Source organism: Lysinibacillus sp. KU-BSD001 (assembly GCF_042920265.1).
Classification (GTDB): Bacteria; Bacillota; Bacilli; order Bacillales_A; family Planococcaceae; genus Lysinibacillus_B.
On sequence record NZ_JBDQZI010000010.1, the window covers coordinates 1 to 20,418 of the forward strand.

Annotated in this window: 19 protein-coding genes and 1 rRNA gene; 7 read left to right on the plus strand and 13 right to left on the minus strand. The window is 38.1% G+C overall.

Translation table 11 applies throughout. The annotated features are described in order from the left end of the window. Nucleotides 1–84 (minus strand): 16S ribosomal RNA (locus AAGS61_RS14145); the annotation flags it as partial. Between the two features lie 248 nt (nt 85–332). Further along, nucleotides 333–1,244, minus strand: a complete 912-nt coding sequence (locus AAGS61_RS14150) for a DMT family transporter (RefSeq protein ID WP_391373115.1) — start codon at nt 1,242–1,244, stop codon at nt 333–335. A gap of 81 nt (nt 1,245–1,325) precedes the next feature. On the opposite strand from AAGS61_RS14150, the gene AAGS61_RS14155 reads away from it, so the two are divergent. Together AAGS61_RS14155 and AAGS61_RS14160 are read left to right on the plus strand one after the other, a co-directional pair. Then, the gene (locus AAGS61_RS14155) at nt 1,326–2,048 is read left to right on the plus strand and encodes an MgtC/SapB family protein (RefSeq protein WP_391373118.1); all 723 of its coding nucleotides are present in this window, start codon (nt 1,326–1,328) and stop codon (nt 2,046–2,048) included. Nucleotides 2,049–2,060: 12 nt separating this feature from the next. Further along, entirely contained in the window at nt 2,061–3,029 is a 969-nt protein-coding gene (locus tag AAGS61_RS14160) for a cation diffusion facilitator family transporter (RefSeq protein WP_391373121.1), read from the plus strand. Nucleotides 3,030–3,069: 40 nt separating this feature from the next. On the opposite strand, the gene AAGS61_RS14165 is transcribed toward AAGS61_RS14160, so the two are convergent. The 4 genes from AAGS61_RS14165 to yugI all read right to left on the minus strand — a co-directional run bounded on the left by AAGS61_RS14165 (nt 3,070) and on the right by yugI (nt 8,733). Continuing rightward, a complete protein-coding gene (locus AAGS61_RS14165) occupies nt 3,070–4,224 on the minus strand; it encodes an iron-containing alcohol dehydrogenase (RefSeq protein ID WP_391373124.1) in 1,155 nt (384 codons plus the stop codon). Between the two features lie 292 nt (nt 4,225–4,516). Beyond that, on the minus strand, nt 4,517–5,761 hold the full coding sequence (locus AAGS61_RS14170; RefSeq protein ID WP_391373127.1) for a Glu/Leu/Phe/Val family dehydrogenase: 1,245 nt from the start codon (nt 5,759–5,761) through the stop codon (nt 4,517–4,519). Between the two features lie 227 nt (nt 5,762–5,988). After that, nucleotides 5,989–7,533: an L-glutamate gamma-semialdehyde dehydrogenase gene (gene pruA, locus AAGS61_RS14175; protein WP_391373130.1), complete on the minus strand. Its 1,545-nt coding sequence runs from the start codon at nt 7,531–7,533 to the stop codon at nt 5,989–5,991. Nucleotides 7,534–8,358: 825 nt separating this feature from the next. After that, complete coding sequence (gene yugI, locus AAGS61_RS14180; protein ID WP_391373133.1) at nt 8,359–8,733, minus strand: S1 domain-containing post-transcriptional regulator GSP13; 375 nt, start codon at nt 8,731–8,733, stop codon at nt 8,359–8,361. Nucleotides 8,734–8,984: 251 nt separating this feature from the next. Between yugI and AAGS61_RS14185 the strand changes: the two genes are divergently transcribed. Together AAGS61_RS14185 and AAGS61_RS14190 are read left to right on the plus strand one after the other, a co-directional pair. Further along, nucleotides 8,985–10,310: a sodium-dependent transporter gene (locus AAGS61_RS14185; protein ID WP_391373136.1), complete on the plus strand. Its 1,326-nt coding sequence runs from the start codon at nt 8,985–8,987 to the stop codon at nt 10,308–10,310. A 138-nt stretch (nt 10,311–10,448) separates the two neighbouring features. After that, complete coding sequence (locus AAGS61_RS14190; RefSeq protein WP_391373138.1) at nt 10,449–10,652, plus strand: helix-turn-helix domain-containing protein; 204 nt, start codon at nt 10,449–10,451, stop codon at nt 10,650–10,652. Between the two features lie 169 nt (nt 10,653–10,821). Here AAGS61_RS14190 and AAGS61_RS14195 read toward each other — a convergent pair whose 3' ends face one another. After that, a complete protein-coding gene (locus tag AAGS61_RS14195) occupies nt 10,822–11,082 on the minus strand; it encodes a DUF1871 family protein (protein ID WP_391373141.1) in 261 nt (86 codons plus the stop codon). Nucleotides 11,083–11,162: 80 nt separating this feature from the next. Between AAGS61_RS14195 and AAGS61_RS14200 the strand changes: the two genes are divergently transcribed. Continuing rightward, entirely contained in the window at nt 11,163–12,332 is a 1,170-nt protein-coding gene (locus AAGS61_RS14200) for a MalY/PatB family protein (protein WP_391373144.1), read from the plus strand. Nucleotides 12,333–12,384: 52 nt separating this feature from the next. Here AAGS61_RS14200 and AAGS61_RS14205 read toward each other — a convergent pair whose 3' ends face one another. Next, nucleotides 12,385–12,615 carry a hypothetical protein gene (locus AAGS61_RS14205; RefSeq protein WP_391373147.1) on the minus strand — a complete coding sequence of 77 codons (231 nt, stop codon included), beginning with the start codon at nt 12,613–12,615 and terminating at the stop codon, nt 12,385–12,387. 21 nt (nt 12,616–12,636) lie between these two features. Continuing rightward, nucleotides 12,637–13,224, minus strand: coding sequence for a peptidylprolyl isomerase (locus tag AAGS61_RS14210; protein WP_391373150.1), 588 nt, complete (start codon nt 13,222–13,224; stop codon nt 12,637–12,639). Between the two features lie 155 nt (nt 13,225–13,379). On the opposite strand from AAGS61_RS14210, the gene AAGS61_RS14215 reads away from it, so the two are divergent. Together AAGS61_RS14215 and AAGS61_RS14220 are read left to right on the plus strand one after the other, a co-directional pair. After that, on the plus strand, nt 13,380–14,597 hold the full coding sequence (locus AAGS61_RS14215) for an MFS transporter (RefSeq protein ID WP_391373153.1): 1,218 nt from the start codon (nt 13,380–13,382) through the stop codon (nt 14,595–14,597). Nucleotides 14,598–14,652: 55 nt separating this feature from the next. Beyond that, nucleotides 14,653–16,503, plus strand: coding sequence for a transglycosylase domain-containing protein (locus tag AAGS61_RS14220; RefSeq protein ID WP_391373156.1), 1,851 nt, complete (start codon nt 14,653–14,655; stop codon nt 16,501–16,503). Between the two features lie 277 nt (nt 16,504–16,780). Here the strand turns inward: AAGS61_RS14220 and AAGS61_RS14225 are convergent, their stop codons facing one another. The 4 genes from AAGS61_RS14225 to AAGS61_RS14240 all read right to left on the minus strand — a co-directional run bounded on the left by AAGS61_RS14225 (nt 16,781) and on the right by AAGS61_RS14240 (nt 20,411). Next, a complete protein-coding gene (locus AAGS61_RS14225) occupies nt 16,781–17,503 on the minus strand; it encodes a FadR/GntR family transcriptional regulator (RefSeq protein WP_391373159.1) in 723 nt (240 codons plus the stop codon). Nucleotides 17,504–17,540: 37 nt separating this feature from the next. Beyond that, complete coding sequence (locus tag AAGS61_RS14230; protein ID WP_391373161.1) at nt 17,541–18,806, minus strand: TRAP transporter large permease; 1,266 nt, start codon at nt 18,804–18,806, stop codon at nt 17,541–17,543. After that, on the minus strand, nt 18,806–19,276 hold the full coding sequence (locus tag AAGS61_RS14235; RefSeq protein ID WP_391373164.1) for a TRAP transporter small permease: 471 nt from the start codon (nt 19,274–19,276) through the stop codon (nt 18,806–18,808). Before AAGS61_RS14235 ends, AAGS61_RS14230 begins: the two co-directional genes overlap by 1 nt. 127 nt (nt 19,277–19,403) lie before the next feature. Beyond that, the gene (locus AAGS61_RS14240) at nt 19,404–20,411 is read right to left on the minus strand and encodes a TRAP transporter substrate-binding protein (RefSeq protein ID WP_391373167.1); all 1,008 of its coding nucleotides are present in this window, start codon (nt 20,409–20,411) and stop codon (nt 19,404–19,406) included. Nucleotides 20,412–20,418: the final 7 nt, after the last annotated feature.

Here is a 20,418-nt window from a genome sequence, read left to right on the forward strand (position 1 = left end):
GCATCAAATGAAAGTCCGCTCGACTTGCATGTATTAGGCACGCCGCCAGCGTTCGTCCTGAGCCAGGATCAAACTCTCCATAAAAGAATTTGAGTAAGCTCAAATTTGCTGGCATCATGTTCGATGTCCAAAATTTTGTTTCTTATTCAGAAACATTTATTGTTAACGTTTTGCTTGTTCAGTTTTCAAAGTTCAGTTTGTCGCTACTCAACTGCAGCGACTTTTATAGAATAACTTATCCTCAAGTTGTTGTCAACCTATTTTATTCACTCTTGAATTTTTGTGTTGGCGTCTCGTTAAGGACAAGTAATACTATATAATATATTTCTGCCCTATGCAATACTTTTCTCAAAAAAACTTTTCACTTTTTTTATATCTGTTACAAACATCGCTATACCAACCATTATAATACTACCTCCAACAACTTGAGAGACCATTAGTTTTTCGTTAAAAATAAATAAAGCTAAAATTGCAGCACCTACTGGCTCAAATAAGATTGCTATGGATATCGTATTTGTACTCACCCATTTCAATGACCAATTAAATAACGTATGCCCTAGTAAGTTTGGTACAATTGCCAACATAACAAACCAAAACCAATCTGTCTTTTCATAAGGCCCGAATGATTGTCCCATGCATAATACATAAATGAAAAGACATATCGTACTTACACTATAAACAACCATTGTATAGGTCATCAAAGATAATCGATTACGAACAGCTTGTCCAAATAGTAGATACCCTGTAATTAGTGCACAGGCTATCAACGCTAATATATCTCCATAAAGCGCAGTACCACTGGTCCGAAAATCTCCCCAGCCAATCAATAAACTCCCAACAAGTGCTACGCTAACTGCTACAATAGATTGAAAAGATGCTCTTTCTTTAAAAAAGATATATGTCCCAATAAATGCAAATAGCGGTTGTAGCGTCACCAATACTGTAGAACTTGCCACAGAAGTGTAATTCAATGATTCAAACCAGAGGATAAAATGGAATGCTAAAAAAATGCCTGCAATGGAAGAAAACAGCCACTCCCTTTTCTCTAGCAACTTTAACTCATGGCGATACTTTATAAGAAATAACGGACTCATAATTAGAACCGAAAACAACATACGATAAAAAGCAATCACCCCTGATTCTGCACTCGCCAATTTTACAAAGATTGCTGACAACGAAACTGAAATAACGCCTATTATAATCGCCAAATACGGTTTCATTGATTTCGTTGTTTTATTAAGCATTTATGCCACACCTACCTTATACCTTATTGTACATAAAGTATATTGATTCGCAACACGAAATAACAGAGAGGATGATCACCCATGCATTTCTTATTAAATGATACGCTTTCGCTGGAAATTTTAATAAAATTAACGATTGCCGGGACTTTAAGTTTAATTATCGGGATTGAAAGAGAACTAAAAAAGAAACCAGTCGGATTAAAAACAAGCTTAGTTATTGCTACCTTTAGTTGCTTATTGACGATTATCTCAATCGAAACAGCATATACTACACCTGCAAGAGATGATATTAATATCACAATGGATCCACTACGTCTAGCTGCCCAAGTCGTGAGTGGCATTGGATTTTTAGGCGCAGGTGTCATTTTACGAAAAGGAAATGATAGTATTACGGGCTTAACGACCGCTGCGATGATTTGGGGTGCAGCAGGGATTGGCATTGCAGTTGGTGCAGGGTTTTATTTTCAAGCATTTGTTACAGTCGTTATTGTTGTTATCGGAATTGAAGTAATTGCACCATTTCTTATTAAAATAGGGCCAAGACGATTACGTATGCGCGAAGTGTCATTAAGGGTTGTTATTAAGGACATTAATCAATTACCAACATTATTAGAACAAATGAGAGCACATAATATGACAATCGAACATGTAGGGATTCGTGATTCAGTTGATCGGCATAACAACCGTTTACACGAGGTAAATATACGACTGTCTACACTTATTTCGAAAGACACGCTTTGGATTTACAATACACTGCACATACTTGAGTATATCGAAACAGTAGAAATCGAATTTTTAGCTTAATGGAGGCTCAGTATGGGAGAACTATTCTCGTTGTTAAAAAACGGCAATAAACCTTCACTTGCCGCAGCATTCGTCAACACATTTTTAGGGATTATTAAAGGAGCAGCATTTTTCTTTACCGGAAATGTAGCTATGTTCGCAGAAATGATGCACTCATTTGGTGATGCAGCAAACCAATTTTTCGTTTATATCGGCTCTGCATTATCGAAGAAAGCACCAACCCCAAAGTTTCCAAACGGCTACGGGCGAGTGGTCAATCTCGTTTGCTTAGGAGCCGTATTAATTGTTGCTATTCTTTCATATGAAACAATTAAAGAAGGGTGGCATCACTTTATACACCCAGCAACTGAATCACACGGAATATTCATCGCTTTAGGGGTTCTTTCAATCGGGATCATTTTGGAAGGCTTCGTATTGCACAAAGCCGCTAAAGAAGTGCTACATGAAGTAGGAGTAGAAAAAGCCGGAATGATGGCCATACCGCAATCTGCACAATATTTAAATCGCGCAAAACCTGCCACAAAGCTTGTATGGATGGAAGATTTAGTCGCAACAAGCGGAAATGTTCTTGCCTTCGCCGCCATCGTGATCGCTTACTTCACAGGCTTTTATCGTCTGGAGGGACTAGTTTCGATTATTATAGGTCTAATGATGTTCTATGTAGTCGGTCGTGTATTTTTAGATAATGCAAGGGGCGCTATTGGTGAAACAGATGAAGAAATGATGATTCATATCGGGAATCTCGTGATGGAAGACCGCCATGTATCTGATATCGCGCGGATCGAAGTCATTAAAGAAGGGGAATTTTTACATGTCGAGGTTGTGGCTGAGACAGATAAAAGTTTATCACTGGATTACTTAGACGATGTACGTGACCATTTAGTCGAACTGATTCTCGCACAAAAAGGAGTAACAAAGGTAACACTCTCTTTTGACGAAGAAGATGGTATTACACAGTGGAAGCACGAACCAACTGAATAAATTAAAGCTCGGCATTTCACATAAAACGCCGAGCTTTTTTCTATAAAGACGCTACAAGTATAGCACGTACATCTTCACTATTTAATTTATTGAAGTTCCCAAAAGGACCATTTAATACTGTATGTGCAATAATCCCTTCAAAATCACGATCATCAATATTATAATCTGCTAGGCGGCTTGGTGCACCAATGGACTTCCAAAACGCACTTAAACGATTAATCCCTTCAAGCGCCATTTCCTCATCTTTGAGATGGCCACGCTCCACCCCAAATACTTTTTCAGCAAGCCTTGCAAATCGCGCTGGATTTACATGCAGAGTATGACGCATCCAATGTGGGAAAAGGATAGCTAGTCCCCCTGCATGTGGAATATCATAGTATGCAGAAATGGCATGTTCAATATTATGTGTTGCCCAATCACCACGTGAGCCCATGGAAAGGAAATTATTTAAACCAAACGTACTTGATAACATTAATGTTTCACGATGCTCATAATTGTCAGGCTCTGTTAACGCTTTTGGTGTCACATCGATAATTGTACGTAAAATTCCTTCACTCATTTCATCTGTAAGCGGTGTATTTGTTGCATTATTAAAATATTGCTCGAAGATATGCGACATCGTATCTACTACACCATTGACGAGTTGATCTTTCGGTACTGTAAAAGTATAGGTTGGGTCTAAAATAGAGAATTTCGGGAATACCGCTGGACTACCCCAACCAAACTTCTCTTTTGTTTCTAAATTTGTAATAACAGAACCTGAGTTCATCTCTGAGCCTGTTGCTGCAAGTGTTAACACAGTACCAAATGGTAATGCCTCGTTTGCAGGCGCCTTGCGAATCACGAGATCCCATGCATCCGCATCAGACTTCGCCCCAGCTACAATTAACTTAGCGCAGTCGATTACCGAACCACCACCGACAGCTAATACTAAATCTATTTCTTGTTCCTTACATATGGCAACACCTTTTCTAGCAGTCGACACGCGCGGGTTGGGTTCAACACCTGACAATTCAAATACTTGCTTACCCGTTAAAGCGTTCATGACATCCTCATAAACCCCATTTTGCTTAATGCTGCCACCGCCATATACAACAAGTATTTTTTCATAAGATGCTACTTCTTTCGCTAATTGTTCGATACTCCCTTTGCCAAAGTGTAATTTCACCGGATTCCAAAACGAAAATGTGTTCATTTTTTCTCTCCTTCCATATACATGCTCATTTTCCATATTAACATAAGAACTATCGATTATGCGTATATGTACTTTGAAGCGGGATCTACATTATCACTACTGCACATTTTTCTTTTATTTTTCAACTAAAATGAAGTATTTTTGATTTATTTCTCTTGAATGCATCGGTTCAACAAAATACATAAACAACAACATACGATAATTACAAATATTTCTCTAACTGCTCGTTAAGGTAAAAAAGGGGGTGTCTGAAAATGTCTTTTCAGACGGCCCCTTCTCTATTATATAATAATTAAACCCATCCACGGAAGCGAGATGCTTCTGCTGTACGACGCACACCAACCATATATGCCGCTAAGCGCATGTTAATGTTACGATTTGTTGCTGTTGTGTAGACGTTTTCGAATGCATCTACCATTTTACGATATAACTTTTCGCGCACTTCTTCTTCTGTCCAGTAGTAGCCTTGGTTGTTTTGTACCCATTCAAAGTAAGATACTGTTACACCACCAGCTGACGCCAATACATCCGGTACTAACAGAATGTCACGCTCTGTTAAAATTTTTGTAGCTTCTGCTGTTGTTGGACCATTCGCTGCCTCAACTACGATGCTTGCTTTAATATTATGTGCATTTTCTGCAGTAATTTGGTTTTCAATGGCAGCTGGCACTAAAATATCACAATCAAGCTCTAAAAGCTCTTTGTTTGAAATTGTATTTTCAAATAACGTTGTCACTGTACCAAACGAATCGCGACGATCAAGTAAATAGTCAATATCTAAGCCGTTTGGATCATGTAGTGCACCGTAAGCATCTGAAATACCGATTACTTTCGCACCTAAATCACTCATAAATTTCGCTAAGAAGCTACCCGCGTTACCGAAGCCTTGAATCACGACACGTGCTCCTTGAATATCGATACCGCGTTTTTTTGCTGCCTCTTGAATAACAATTGTTACCCCTTCAGCTGTTGCACGGTCACGACCTTGCGAACCACCTAGTACGATTGGTTTACCTGTAATAAAACCTGGTGAGTTAAATTCATCCATGCGACTATACTCATCCATCATCCATGCCATAATTTGTGCATTTGTAAATACGTCTGGAGCCGGAATATCTTTCGTTGGTCCGACGATTTGGCTCACTGCACGTACATATCCGCGACTTAAACGTTCTAGTTCACCCATTGACATTTGGCGTGGGTCACAAATAATACCACCCTTACCACCACCATATGGAAGATCTACAATACCGCATTTTAACGTCATCCACATAGAAAGTGCTTTTACTTCTTCTTCGCTCACCATTGGATGGAAGCGTACGCCACCTTTTGTTGGTCCTACAGCATCAGAGTGTTGTGCACGGTAACCAGTGAACACTTTTGTTGTACCGTCGTCCATTTTTACAGGAATACGAACTGTTAATAAACGAAGTGGTTCTTTTAATAATTCATACATCCCTTCGTCGTACCCTAACTTGCCTAGCGCATCTTTAATAACATCCTGTGTTGAAGTAAATAGGTTTAAATTTTCAGCCATTAGTTTCGCCTCTTTAAAATTTAATAGTGATTTGATTATCGCCAACATTGTAACATACTTGATACAAGATTTGGCTACTATTTCGTCACATTTTGAACACTTTTTATAAATTATTTATTTTGTCATGTTTTACTTACATTTTATCCTAATAAAAAAACCACTACACGTGACTTTCGATCTATATTTTTTCATCCTATCATACAAAATTCATTACATTTCAAAGAATTTTAAAGCATTTCCGACGTTGTTTTTGCTTGCATATGAAGTTGTAAGTAATCGGGACCACCTGCTTTTGAATCCGTACCGGACATATTAAATCCGCCAAATGGTTGATACCCTACAATAGCACCTGTACAGCCTCGATTAAAATATAAATTCCCGACATGAAAATCCTCACGGGCTTGCTCGATATGCATCCGATTATTCGAAATAACCGCACCCGTTAACCCATACTCCGTATCATTCGCAATCGCAATAGCCTCTGTAAAATCGTTTGCCTGTGTAATGGCTACTACAGGACCAAAAATTTCTTCCTTCATAATCCGTGCAGTTGGATCAACATCAACGAACACAGTTGGTTCAATAAAATACCCTACCGAATCATCACTACCGCCACCCACCATGAGCTTTCCTTCCGCTTTTCCAATTTCAATATACTCCGTAATTTTTTGAAACGCCTTTTCATCAATCACACTTGCCATAAAGTGTTCTGGATTAACAGGGTCACCTATTTTAAGCTCTTTTGTTAAATCAACGACACGCTCTATCACCTTATTATAGACATTTCCTACAATAACAACACGTGAACATGCAGAACATTTCTGGCCTGAAAAACCAAACGCAGACTTTACAATGGATTGTGCGGCTAATTCTAAATCTGCATCACTATCAACGATAATGGTATCTTTACCACCCATCTCCGCAATCACACGCTTGAGCCAAATTTGTCCTTGTGCCGGTTTAGCTGCACGTTCATTAATGCGAAGCCCTATATCACGAGAACCTGTAAAGCTAATAAAACGTGTTTTCGGATGATCAATTAAATAATCGCCTACTTCTGCACCACTTCCTGGCACAAAATTCAATACCCCAGGTGGCAGTCCTGCTTCTTCTAAAACTTCTGCAAACTTATAAGCAATGACTGGAGTAGTCGATGCCGGTTTCAATAGCACTGTATTCCCTGTTACAATGGCAGCTGCTGTTGTACCTGCCATAATCGCTAACGGAAAATTCCATGGCGAAATAATAATGCCCACACCTAACGGGATATAATCATAACGATTAAACTCACCCGGTCGACTTTCAACGGTTTGCCCTTCTTTCAGACGTAACATCTGTCGACCGTAATATTCTAAAAAATCAATCGCCTCTGCTGTATCTGCATCCGCTTCATGCCATGGCTTTCCTGCTTCTTTCGTTAATAGTGCCGAAAACTCAAATTTTCGGCGACGAATAATCGCAGCTGCCTTAAATAAAATATCAGCGCGAACATTCGGATTTACCTTTTTCCACGTTTTGAATGTTTCTTCTGCTACTTGTATCGCCTGTTCTGCATATGCTGTTGTCGCCTTCGAAACAATCCCCACTACTTCCGTTTTTTTCGCTGGATTATACGACCTAATTTTTTCTTTTGTTAGAATACGTTCCCCACCAATAATCAGTGGATATTCCTTCCCTAAATATCCTTCGACTAGATCGAGCCCCTTTGCATACGCCGCACGATTAGTCTCCATTGAAAAATCAGTAAATGGTTCATGCTTATATGGAATCATTGCTCATCGCTCCTTTAACGACATTATCGCTTATGTAGCATGACGAAGAAAAAATAGCCCCTTTTACAACACATCATACTACTAACGTCTTTTATAGATGTATGCTTGACTAATCGTTAAAATTAGAAAGACACATCTCGACCAAAATAGGTCAAGATGATGTTCTTGCTTATGTGGATTTCCTTAAATTCCATACTTTCTTATCTACTAACTCATAACGAGTAAATTTAAAAACATATATTACCATTTAAGTAACCATTGCTTTCCGCTCCGGCACTCGCTTTCCACGGGCGAGATCAAGCCTCCTCGTCGCTCATCCTTCGCTCCTGCGGGGTCTTGATTGTCTCGCTTTTCCCGTAGGAAGCTTTGCTCTGTAGCGAAAGGCGCATGCCGTCAGCTACACTCTCGCGCCTGCGCTACAAGCAACTATTGTTTCATAAAAAAACGGTTGCCTAAAAATAATGAAAGATTCACATTCATTACAGTAAATACTGGGCAATTATACATGCAAATGGAAAGAAAATGATTTCTTTTAGAGAAGAAAACTATTTTTCTAGCATATTGAGAAGTATTCACTTTTGCCGTAGCGCGCCATAGCCGCAGGAGCCAAGATTTTCTTTGCGACGAAAGCGCAGCGTCAGGAGCAGGAACAGGAGATCCAAACAGGCCGCGCCTGTTTTAGCTCCTGTGTAGGCTGTGGCAAAGCGCGGAGGCTATGATGCATATTCTTTTACTATTTAACTGGTATTTTTAAGATGCATTTTTGCTCATTGCGAGTACTAAAAAGAATGTGCTAATCCTTTATGATAAGCACATTCTTTGACATCATTCACCTGACTGACTAATCCAATCTTGTAATTTACTTTTTAATAACTGAAATCCATTTGCATCGGCCTCATCTACACGGTCTTGAAGCGATCTACGCGGTACTTGTTCACGCTTTCTTTGTTGTGGTGCTTCATGTAGCACTCGAATGGATAAACTTATTTTCTTGGCATCATCATCTACTTCAAGTACTTTTACAGTAATTTCATCCCCGACGTTTAAATAATCATGTACATCCTTTACAAACCCATACGTAATTTCTGAGATATGAACAAGTCCCTGCGTATTTTCATCTAACGCAACAAATGCACCGTACGGTTGGATTCCCGTTACTTTACCAGTTAACACTTCACCTACTTCATATTTTTTTGCCATAGCTTTGTTCCTACTTTCTCTATACTTTATCTACGAAATCGTCATGTTAAATTATAACATATCAAAACATTCCTCACAAAGAATGTCCTACACGTACCTACATGTTCTCTTTTTTTACTTTTTTACAATAATTTTTTACACACTACGAAATATTCTAAAAAATTTTAAAATTTTTTAGAAAAATGACTTTGTTTTCATTATAAAGTACGATAGAATGAATACTGTTTTTGATTTTTAAGGAGGTTTTATGTTTGTCATCTAGAGATCAATTCGCCTCTAAGATTGGATTTATATTAGCAGCTGCTGGTAGTGCAATCGGTCTCGGAGCGATTTGGAAATTCCCGTATATGGCTGGTACAAATGGGGGAAGTGTTTTTATCTTTCTTTTCATTTTATGTACTGTATTTATTGGTCTTCCCATTTTAATTGCAGAGTTCATGATTGGTCGACGCGGTCAACTCGATCCGATTAATTCATTTAAAGCGCAAGCACCAAGTAAACCTTGGTATATGATTGGTTGGTTAGGTCTAGTAGCGTGTGGTTTAATTTTATCGTTCTACAGTGTTGTAGGTGGCTGGATTTTAAGTTATTTATTCCGTGCGATTTCGATGAGTTTAACAGGGCAAGGTTTAGATTTCGCTGCCTTATTTGGTGAAATTATTTCAAACCCAGTAGAAGTATTAATGGCACAAGGCGCGTTTATGTTGTTGACACTATTAATTGTACAAGCTGGTATTAAAGGTGGTATTGAAGTAGCAAGTAAATGGATGATGCCTTTACTGTTTATCTTCTTTATTCTATTGTTCATTCGCTCGATTACATTAGATGGTGCAATGGAAGGTATTAAATTTATGTTTGTACCCGATTGGTCATACTTAAATGCGAAAACATTGTTACTTGCACTTGGCCAAGCATTTTTCTCTTTAAGTGTCGGTGTATCGGCCATGATTACGTATTCTTCCTATTTACCACGTACAGAAAATATTGTGAGCTCTGCACGTAATGTAGCGATTATGAATATTGCGATTTCGATTTTAGCTGGACTTGTTATTTTCCCAGCGGTTTTCGCACTTGGTTATTCGCCTGAGCAAGGACCTGGACTTGTATTTATTATGATTCCTGCTGTATTTGAACAATTGCCGATGGGCGGTTTATTTTTAATCATCTTCTTCATTTTACTGTTATTTGCAACAATTACTTCATCTATTGCATTATTAGAGGTTGTTGTATCAATTGGTGTGGGTAAGAAAACACAGGCGCGCAAACGTGCTTCATGGCTTTTCGCCACAATTATTTTTATTGTCGGAATTCCAAGTGCCTTATCATATGGTATTATGAGTGACTTTACCATTATGGGTAAAAACTTCTTTGACTTTGCTGATTATTTAACAAATAGTATTATGATGCCGATTGGTGCATTACTTATTTCACTATTTGCTGGCTTCCATTACTCAAAGAAAATCTCACAGGAAGAATTCCAATCTTCCCCATTCCTTTTTAAAACGTGGCTACTAATCGTTCGTTATATTGCACCAATTGCAATCATCGTTATATTGGTTCGCCAGGCATTCGCATAAGTTAAAAGTCGTCTTCATATCGTTTTATGAAGACGACTTTTAATTTTCAATTTTTAGACAAAATGTGAAAGCTATTTATAAATCAGCTCGTATTATAATAACTATAACAAACTGAAATCGAAAGGATGTGCTCGCTTTATGACGATGAAATTACATGATTTATTAAAACAGCTACGCGAAGAACGCAATTGGTCGTTAGAAGATTTATCTAAAAAAACGCAAGTTGGGGTTGAAAAATTAGCCATGTATGAGAACGGTGAGTTAACGCCTTCGGTACAAACAATTTTAAAATTATCAAATGTCTTAGAAGTACCTGCTTCTAACTTAATGGACGGCTTATAACGAAGACACCGAAGGAACAATGTTTTTAGTAGATATTTATTCAGAAGTGAAGGGGATGTCCCGAAAGTAAAAACTTTCGAGACACCCCCTAAATCACCGAGTATCTGTTCATATGAATCGCATCAAAAATACGCCCTTATCTCAACTACCTTATTCAAATCGTATCTTTCTAAATGATACATTTGGCTTCAAATTTTACCGCAATTAGTTTACGAGCCATTTCGACACATTCTTCAAACGGAATCCACTGTTCAAATGAATGTTCGTAAACATTTTGAATCACCTTCGCTAAATCGCTCGGATTATCTATTCCCTGTAATGCTGCTACTACATCCGCTGTCTCTGTATCATAACCATCTTTACCTATTTTAAAAGGGTCCCAATGCAGAAGCATCCAAACTGCCTTTTTATTCATTTCAATATTTTCCACAATAACTCCCCTGACTACTCTTTCTACTATTTCGTATGATAACATATATGTAAGACTAACAAAAAGAAAAGAGTGATAGTATGTCAGTTTTTAATCAAATTTATCCACGTAGAAATACACGTTCGCTAAAGTGGGATAAAATGGAGAAGGTTTACAATATGGACGATACTTCCGAACTATTAGCGATGTGGGTAGCTGATATGGATTTTGCTCCCCCTCAAGCTGTAATAGACGCTTTACATAAAAGACTAGAACATCCTATTTTCGGTTATTCACTTGTCGATGATCATTGTAAAAATGCCATTGTCTCTTGGTTTGAGCGTCGTCATAATTGGACAGTTGATCCAAATTTAATGCTTTTCCATAGCGGTGTCGTACCAGCAATTGCTAATATCGTCAGTGCCTTTACAGAGCCGAATGATAAAATTGTTGTCTCCACACCGATTTACCCACCATTCTTTAACGTACCGAAAAACCAAAAACGCGATTTAATCATGTGTGATTTACATGAAGAAAACGGCACATATCGCTTTAATTTTGAGACGTTAGAAGCGGCCTTTAAAGAAGCAAAAATGTATATTTTATGTAACCCACATAATCCTGGCGGTATGACATGGTCACAGCAAGACCTTGAAAAAATTGTAGAGCTTGCGATTCAACATGATGTGTTCATTTTATCTGATGAAATTCATGCGGATTTGCTCATTGATGACAACAAGCATATTCCATTACTCACGGTCGCACGAGCAAATGAAGCGAACATTATTACATGTATTGCCCCTACGAAAACATTTAATATCGCAGGGATTCAAGCAGCGATGACGGTTTCATCTAATATGCAATTAAAACACACATTGGAGCAGTACGGTGTCGCACATGGTCTTTTCGAATTAAATGCGTTCGTTTCAACAGCAATAGAAGCAGCCTATACAGAAGGTGATGCTTGGCTAGATGAATTACGCACTTATTTATCAAAAAATATGGATTATGTTATAGAAGAGCTCACAAAAATTCCAGGCATTCACATTCAGAAACCACAAGCAACCTATCTCATTTGGATTGATTACCGAGAGACAGGTATCGAAGAAAAAGATATGATGCATCGACTGCTAACAATTGGGAAACTGGCGCTAGATCCAGGGACAAAATATAGTGAGGCAGGTCGCGGTTTCTTACGTATGAATGTCGCTGCTCCGTTTGAAACAATCCAAGACGGTGTAGAACGATTTAAAAAGGCACTTCAAAATTAAGGCTCTCAAATAAAAAAGCTTCCAAAGCAGCATAAGCTTCGGAAGCTTTTTTCTAGGCATTTTCTTTTTCTTTTTCCTTTTCCATACGCTTATCACGCTCTTCTAATGCACGTTCTTCAAGCTTTTTTGCTTCTGCCGCTTGTTTTGCTGAATTTTTACGTAGCCATTTAAATATTAAAAACACGACTACAAATAGCAACATCATTTCAATGGCAGCTGGAAGATAAGTGGACTTATCTTCTGGGAAATATAGGAAACCCCAATTGAGGATGAATTGATCCATCATCTCACACTTCTTTCGTTATTATTCAAAAACAGTGATCGATTCAATTTTAACATCTTCTTTTGGTTTATCGTGCATATCACGGTCAACGTTCGTAATATTGTCAACAACGTCCATACCTTCGATTACTTGACCAAATACTGTATGTTTGCCATCTAACCAAGGTGTACCACCGTTTTTCTTGTAGACATCTACCTCTTCTTTAGACCAGCCACGTACTTCCATTTGCTTTAACATTGACACTTCTACTTGAGGCGCTTGTACGATAAAGAATTGAGAACCATTTGTGCCAGGACCCGCGTTTGCCATTGATAAGGCACCGCGAATATTTAATAACTCGGGTACACATTCATCTTCAAATGTACCACCCCAGATAGATTCACCGCCCATACCTGTACCAGTTGGGTCGCCGCCTTGAATCATGAATTTTGGAATGACACGGTGGAAGATAATACCGTTATAGTAACCTGATTTAGCATGACCTAAAAAGTTGTCAACCGTTTTAGGTGCATGTTGTGGGAATAATTTAATTTTAATATCACCCATTGTTGTTTTCATTTCTACTAGTACTTCGCCAGCATTTAATTCTTTTGATAATTGTGGAAACATGCTTGTCTCTCCTTTAAATAAATATAGGTGTTGCATACCTCGATTAAGTTTACCATACCTTCACAATTTTTCCGATTAAAAAACTACTTCATTCGCCTCACGAAATAACTTATACTAAATAGAACGTTCAAAATAGATAGGAAGTATCAAAATCGATGCAAAATAGAAAACACAATTTTACGATTATTTTCATTGCCAATTTTATAGTAGCTGCCTCTGCCACGATGATTATGCCGTTCTTATCACTTTATATAAATACACTCGGTCATTTCACAGAAAGCTATGTACAAAAATGGGCGGGGCTTATTTTCGCTGCAACATTTATGACGGCTTTTTTAATGTCACCTATTTGGGGAAGAATTGCAGACAAATATGGCTATAAACCTATTATGATTATAAACTGCTTCGGGGTTGCAATTAGTATTTTTTTAATGGGTTACGTGCAAAATGTCGAGCAGTTTTTCTTATTGCGTTTATTGATGGGGATTGTAACAGGATTCATTCCTACATCGATGGCGTTTATTAGCAAACATACATCAAAAGAAATTGCAGGAAAAACGCTCGGTACATTGCAAATGGGCAGTGTTGGAGGTACCCTTTTTGGTCCAGTAATTGGTGGTGCGGTAGCAGATGCAGTTGGCTTTAGCTATACCTTTATTTTTACGGCGATTGCCATTGCTATTGCTGCTATGATCATTATGATTGGTGTGCATGAACCAAAAGTAGAACAAAAGAAAAAATCGGCCATTTACTCACGAAAAAATGTCATCTGGGCCATTTTTCATCATCGTTTACTTTTAAATGTCATGCTCATTACGACGCTTATTCAAATTGGAAACTTTAGCATTCAACCACTGCTTTCCCTTTATGTATCACATTTAACAGCAACAGAAGAAGTAGCATTACTTGCGGGGATCACATTCAGTGCAACTGGACTTGGAAATATTTTATTTGCAAGATTTTGGGGGAAATTAAGTGATCGGATCGGATATGAAAAAGTATTAACGTATTTACTGATTGCTTGTGTAGTGTTTATTGTGCCGCAAGCAATCGTGACAGCACTTTGGCAACTGATGACACTTCGTCTACTGTTCGGTATTGTTGCAGGTGGTTTAATTCCTGTCACATCCGCGCTTATTCGCCGTGAAGCACCCATCGAAGTACAAGGTGAAATAATGGGCTATAACCAAAGCTTTCGTTTCCTAGGAAATATTTTAGGTCCTATTCTTGGTGGTGTAATTAGTGGCATCTGGAGTATCCCTACTGTCTTTTATTCAACCGGTCTACTTTTTTTCAGTGCCTTTCTTATTGTGTACTTCATCCAAAAAATGCCGAAGCAATATGTAGAGGACTTACTCAAAAATCACGTATAACGAATAGTAAATATATGTTATATTTGCATGGAAGCGAACTGTTGGAGGAAGGAATATGAAACAAATTTTTGGTTATTTCCTTATACTTTGTTCCATTCCACTACTATTACTCTTCGGAAGTGAAGTATGGAAGGAAATCGTGATTGCTAAAACACATGAGGAGAAAATGGAGGCATCCATTCACTTGCCACAAGTACAGGCACAACTGCCCGTTACATTATTAGATCGCAATGACCACATTTTTAACGAGGAATACGTAGAGTGGCGTGAACCACTTCCGTTTGAAGAATTTCCGCAAATTGTAAAAGATATTTTCGTTTATAGTGAGGATACGGAGTTCTTTAATCATATTGGCTTTGATGTAACGGCGATTGCCCGTGCTGTTATGGCGAATTCAGCGGAACAATCGATTCAACAAGGGGCCAGTACCATTACGCAGCAGCTCGTCCGTATGCGCTATTTATCGGAAGAAAAAACATATGAACGTAAGCTAATGGAATTGTTTTATGCTTACGAGCTAGAACAGATGTACAGTAAAGATGAAATTTTAGAAATGTATTTAAATGAAATGTATTTCGGTAATCAAGTTTACGGAATGGCAAGTGCAGCCACTTATTATTTTGGGCGCCCACTAGCTAAACTAACAATAGCGGAAATTTCCTTTATCGCAGCCATTCCAAATAACCCGAGCCTGTATGATCCACTAAAGAATTTTGATAAGACGAAAGAACGACAAGAACGCTTACTTGATACATTAGCGAAACATGCGATTCTCTCGACTAGTGAAGCCGAAAACTTCAAAGCGCAGCCGATCGAATTACAAGTAAAACAGAAAATTCAACAGTACCCCGCCTATAGCACATACGTATTACAAGAATTACGCTGGCTCGTCGCACATCACGAAGGATTGGAAGAACAACTGACGAAGGCAAAAACAGCAGAAGATCGTCAGCTCATTTCATCACAACTTGATACTATCATTGATGACATGTTTGTAAACGGCATTATCATTCATACAGCATTACAGCCAGAAAAACAGGCAGCCGATGAACAAGCAATGAATCACATTTTATCCCCATATGATATGGAAGCAAGTGCCACCGTGATTGACAATGAAACGCGAGAGATTATTAGCATTTTCGCTGGACGCAATTATGAAAAGCATAATTTACATCGTGCCTACCAAACACCGCGTCAACCAGGATCTGCCTTTAAACCATTAATCGATTATGCACCTGCGATTGAACTATTGAGCTACACACCATCTTCTACCATTAGCGGAGGGCATTACTGTGTAGGCAACTTTTGTCCAGAAAACTATGGTGGTAGCGTTTATGGTCATGTATCCCTTTCGACCGCATTTAGTTGGAGTTACAACACAAGCGCACTTCGGTTATTAAAGCAAGTTGGTCTTGAGCCAGCATTTAGCTATATTGACCGCTTTCATTTCCGTTCCATTGTCGATGAAGACCGTAACTATGCTGCCGCTCTAGGTGGTTTAACTTACGGGGTGACCTCTCTTGAAATGGCTGATGCTTATACGAGTTTTATAGATGGAAGCTATAGTGAAGCACATGCTATTCGGAAAGTTACAGATTTAGACGGAAATATGTTATATGAATGGCCGAAAGAACGCGATACTATTTGGTCTGCTAAAACCGTACGCCATATGCGTAGCCTATTAACAGATGTTGTCTATAAAGGAACTGGTAAAGGACTATATACTAATACTTCGTATATAGGCGCCAAAACAGGTACAACAAATGATTTCAAAGACTTTTGGTTAGCTGGACTGACGGAAAATTATACAACCGCCATTTGGATCGGCTACGATGAACCACGTAATATGCAGTCGCTTGAAAATGATAAAATTCACTTTAAACTGTTCAATGCTATTATGGATTAAGAAAAGCGCAAGCGCCCGCTTACGATTTCGTCGCAAAATAAATTTTGGCGCGAATGCCTAGACACCCTTTTAATGAGACCATCCTTACGCATAAGAGTGGTTTTTGTGTGTTAGGGGGTTTTTACGCGACTCTGCTATTTTATTTTATATTCTCCCTCTTTTCAAAACGTCACGAGGGGCTAGACGCTAGACCTAAACACGCTTTCAATTTGAAAATGTTTATATTAATCTTTAAAAAAAGTGGGGAAAAACATTATCGTTTTTCTCCACCCTTTCTTTACTCTTGTTGTTGATGATAATTTTCTAAAGCAACTTCTGACATTTCTTGACGAATTTTTGTTATGTGTTGAATCATTAATTGTTTAGCACCATGAGCATCCCTACGACTAATCGCTAAAAACAAATCTCTATGCTCATTAAATGTTTCTTCGTATAGCCCATCACGTGCAAAACGGTGATTGCGCGTTGCTTGAATGGTCTTTTTCATATGTCCCCCAAGTGTTTGAACTAACCCTAACAAAACGGAATTATGCGCTGCTTCTGCAATACTATAATGAAATTGTAAATCCGCTAGTACACCGCGTTCTGTATCTTTATCTGCCACACGCATCTCTTCAATACATCGTCCAATTTTTTCAATATCTCGACTCGTCGCTCGTAACGCAGCAAAATAAGCACACTCCGACTCCAATACAAGTCTTGTTTCTAACATTTCATAAATCAGCGTATCTTCTGTATTCATAATGACATCTGATAAACTTTCCACGACCGCATTGACATTGGATGCTTTTATAAACGTGCCGTCCCCATGCCTAATCTCCACAACACCACTCATCTCTAACACCCGTAATGCCTCTCGAATCGATGTGCGGCTCACATTATACCGATTTGCTAGCTCTCGCTCAGATGGTAACTTTTCACCAGGTAAAAGCTCCCCTTGCATAATGGAATCCTTTATTTTATTGAAAATCACTTGATAAACTTTTTGATTTGGCTTCATTTCTAGAACCAACTTGTCACACCCTTACAAAATAATACTATTTTACTAATAATAAGCTTAATTGCGGAATAAATGAAATAATAAGTACGCCAATAATCATGACACAAACAAACGGTACAATCGCTTTCATAACTCCTTCGAATTTTGTTCCAGCAATTTTATTAGCAACAAATAGATTTAAACCAACTGGTGGGGTAATATAACCAATAGCTAAGTTCACAATCATGATAATCCCAAAATGCACAAGGTCCATACCTAATGCAGAAGCGACCGGTGCCAATATCGGTGTTAAAATGAGGATTGCTGCAGCTGTTTCCATAAAAGTTCCTACCACAAGCAAGATGACGTTAATTATTAATAAAGCAACAATCCAGTTATCCGTTAAACTTAGAAGTGCTTCCGTAATTTCCATAGGAATACGTTCACGCGTTAAATAATAAGCAAAAATAGAAGCACCCGCAATAATATACAAAATGGTTGCACTCATTAACATAGATGATGAAAAGATTTCAAATAAATCTTTGAGTTTAATTTCACGATAAATGAATACACCAACAATTAACCCATATATTACTGCTACTAATGCTGCTTCTGTTGCAGTAAAGAATCCACTATAAATCCCACCTAAAATAATAACTGGCATCATTAAAGCTAAAATGGAATCCTTTAATGCAATCAATAATTCTTTCACACTATGCTTCTCTCCACCACCATAACCTTTCATAAGAGAGATGATATAAACTAACATCATGAGTAGCATAACAATAAAAATCCCCGGAATAATGCCAGCAATAAACAGATCACTAATGGATACACCTGCTGTTACACCAAATAGTACAAGCGGCACACTCGGTGGGATAATCACACCGACTGTCCCCCCAGTAGCTTGAATGGCAGTGGAGAAATTTTTATCATAGCCCTTTTTCACCATTGCTGGAATCATAATCGCTCCCACGGCTGCTGTTGTTGCGGCTGCTGAACCAGATAACGCTGCAAAAAACGCACAAGATACGATCGATACAAGTGCAAGACCACCCTTCACACGACCAAGCATCACTTCGGCTAAATGAATCAGGCGCTGAGAAATACCGCCACTTTCCATCAGCTTTCCCGCTAAAATAAAAAATGGAATCGCTAGTAGCGGAAAAGAATCAACCGAGTTAAACATGCGTTGTAAAATCGCTACTAATGGTACATTTCCTTGCATCGTAAAAAAAATAACTGCTGTCATCGATAAGGCTACCGCAATTGGAACATTAATAATAAATAATACAAGTAATACGATAAATAATAAAATATCCATTACTTCGCCTCCTCTTTAATTTGTTGAACAGTTACATCTAATAAATTCACCATTAAAATAACTCCACTGATTGGTACAACCGCATAGACTAGCCCCATTGGAATTTGTAAGACGGGCGAAGGTTGATTCATGACTTGATTTGACAAGGTGATCCCTTCTTTAATCATAATAAAGAAAAACATCATGGAAATAATCCCCGCTAATACAATCATGATGGTTTTCAGCATCCCTCTTACTCTTTCGACAAGTAACTCCATGCCAATATGTGCTCGCTTAGATAGTGCATAAGCTGCCCCTAAAAATGTAATCCAAATTAACGAATAACGAGACAATTCCTCAGTCCACGCTAAAGGCTGATTTAATACTAAGCGGAATAAAATTTGACATAATACTGTAATGACTAGCTCTGCCATTAATAAAACTAAAAAAATATGTACGACAGCATTCATGCTATCTATTAATTTTCTCACTACGCAACCCCTCCTGTTCCATTCTTATTTATTTAATACTGATCATATTTCCATCCTTCCCCACTAAAAACGACAAATAAAAACGAGAAGATATTCTCCTCGTTTTTATCTAATTTTGTGTAAAAGTTTATTGTTGCTGTTCTAAAATGCGATCTAGCAACTCTTTATTTGATGTTTCATTGTAAAGCGCTTCAATCTTGCTTCGGAATTCTTCCACATTTACCTCTTCAATAATTTCCATGCCATTTTCTTTTAAACGGGCTAAAGCCTCTGTTTCATTATCAATTACTAATTGTCGCTCATAAGCCCCGATTTTTTTGCCTTCTTCCATTAAAATCTCACGTAAGTCATCAGGTAACTTATTGTATGTAGACTCACTTAACATAAAGACAGCAGAAGAATAAGCATGACTTGTTAATGTCATATACTTTTGATTTGCATCATATAATTTGTAGCTATCAATAACTAAAATAGGATTTTCCTGTCCATCTACTACACCTGATTGCAATGCTGTTAATGCTTCTGTCCATGCCATTGGTGATGCACTTGCACCTAACTTTTCAAATGCTGAAATAAACACCTTATTTTCTTGCGTACGGAATTTCAATCCTTTTAGATCATCTGGTGTTTGTATAGGACGAACACTGTTTGTCATATGACGGAAACCATTCTCCCCCCAAGAAAGCGGGATAATTCCAACACCTTCTAATTGAGCAAATAACTCATTTCCAATGTCACCTTCTAATACTTTTACCGCCGCATCACGGTCGTTAAATAAAAATGGTAAATCTAATACACCAAAATCTGATACAAAGTTAATAATTGGGCCAGATGTAGAAACAACTAAATCAACTGAACCTAATGTTAAGCCTTCAATTAACTCTCGCTCCGCTCCAAGCTGGCTTAGTGGAAACGTTTCAATTTTTAAACGACCATCAGATTTTTCTTCCACATTTTTCGCTAGTTCTTGCATAGCTAGCTCAAATGGATGATCTTCAGCTAATGAATGTCCCGCTTGTAATACGAATGTTTCTCCGTCACCGCTATCACTAGCAGTCGTATTATCCTCTCCGCCACAAGCTGCTACAATTACCGTTATACATAACAACAATACCCCTAATAGAAACTTTCTCATCTTCTTC

Excerpts from the sequence above, each read along its gene's own strand:
- AAGS61_RS14150 (WP_391373115.1), bottom strand. The coding sequence starts at position 1,244 with ATGCTTAATAAAACAACGAAATCAATGAAACCGTATTTGGCGATTATA.
- AAGS61_RS14155 (WP_391373118.1), top strand. The coding sequence starts at position 1,326 with ATGCATTTCTTATTAAATGATACGCTTTCGCTGGAAATTTTAATAAAA.
- AAGS61_RS14160 (WP_391373121.1), top strand. The coding sequence starts at position 2,061 with ATGGGAGAACTATTCTCGTTGTTAAAAAACGGCAATAAACCTTCACTT.
- AAGS61_RS14165 (WP_391373124.1), bottom strand. The coding sequence starts at position 4,224 with ATGAACACATTTTCGTTTTGGAATCCGGTGAAATTACACTTTGGCAAA.
- AAGS61_RS14170 (WP_391373127.1), bottom strand. The coding sequence starts at position 5,761 with ATGGCTGAAAATTTAAACCTATTTACTTCAACACAGGATGTTATTAAA.
- pruA (WP_391373130.1), bottom strand. The coding sequence starts at position 7,533 with ATGATTCCATATAAGCATGAACCATTTACTGATTTTTCAATGGAGACT.
- yugI (WP_391373133.1), bottom strand. The coding sequence starts at position 8,733 with ATGGCAAAAAAATATGAAGTAGGTGAAGTGTTAACTGGTAAAGTAACG.
- AAGS61_RS14190 (WP_391373138.1), top strand. The coding sequence starts at position 10,449 with ATGACGATGAAATTACATGATTTATTAAAACAGCTACGCGAAGAACGC.
- AAGS61_RS14200 (WP_391373144.1), top strand. The coding sequence starts at position 11,163 with ATGTCAGTTTTTAATCAAATTTATCCACGTAGAAATACACGTTCGCTA.
- AAGS61_RS14205 (WP_391373147.1), bottom strand. The coding sequence starts at position 12,615 with ATGGATCAATTCATCCTCAATTGGGGTTTCCTATATTTCCCAGAAGAT.
- AAGS61_RS14210 (WP_391373150.1), bottom strand. The coding sequence starts at position 13,224 with ATGTTTCCACAATTATCAAAAGAATTAAATGCTGGCGAAGTACTAGTA.
- AAGS61_RS14215 (WP_391373153.1), top strand. The coding sequence starts at position 13,380 with ATGCAAAATAGAAAACACAATTTTACGATTATTTTCATTGCCAATTTT.
- AAGS61_RS14220 (WP_391373156.1), top strand. The coding sequence starts at position 14,653 with ATGAAACAAATTTTTGGTTATTTCCTTATACTTTGTTCCATTCCACTA.
- AAGS61_RS14225 (WP_391373159.1), bottom strand. The coding sequence starts at position 17,503 with ATGAAGCCAAATCAAAAAGTTTATCAAGTGATTTTCAATAAAATAAAG.
- AAGS61_RS14230 (WP_391373161.1), bottom strand. The coding sequence starts at position 18,806 with ATGGATATTTTATTATTTATCGTATTACTTGTATTATTTATTATTAAT.
- AAGS61_RS14240 (WP_391373167.1), bottom strand. The coding sequence starts at position 20,411 with ATGAGAAAGTTTCTATTAGGGGTATTGTTGTTATGTATAACGGTAATT.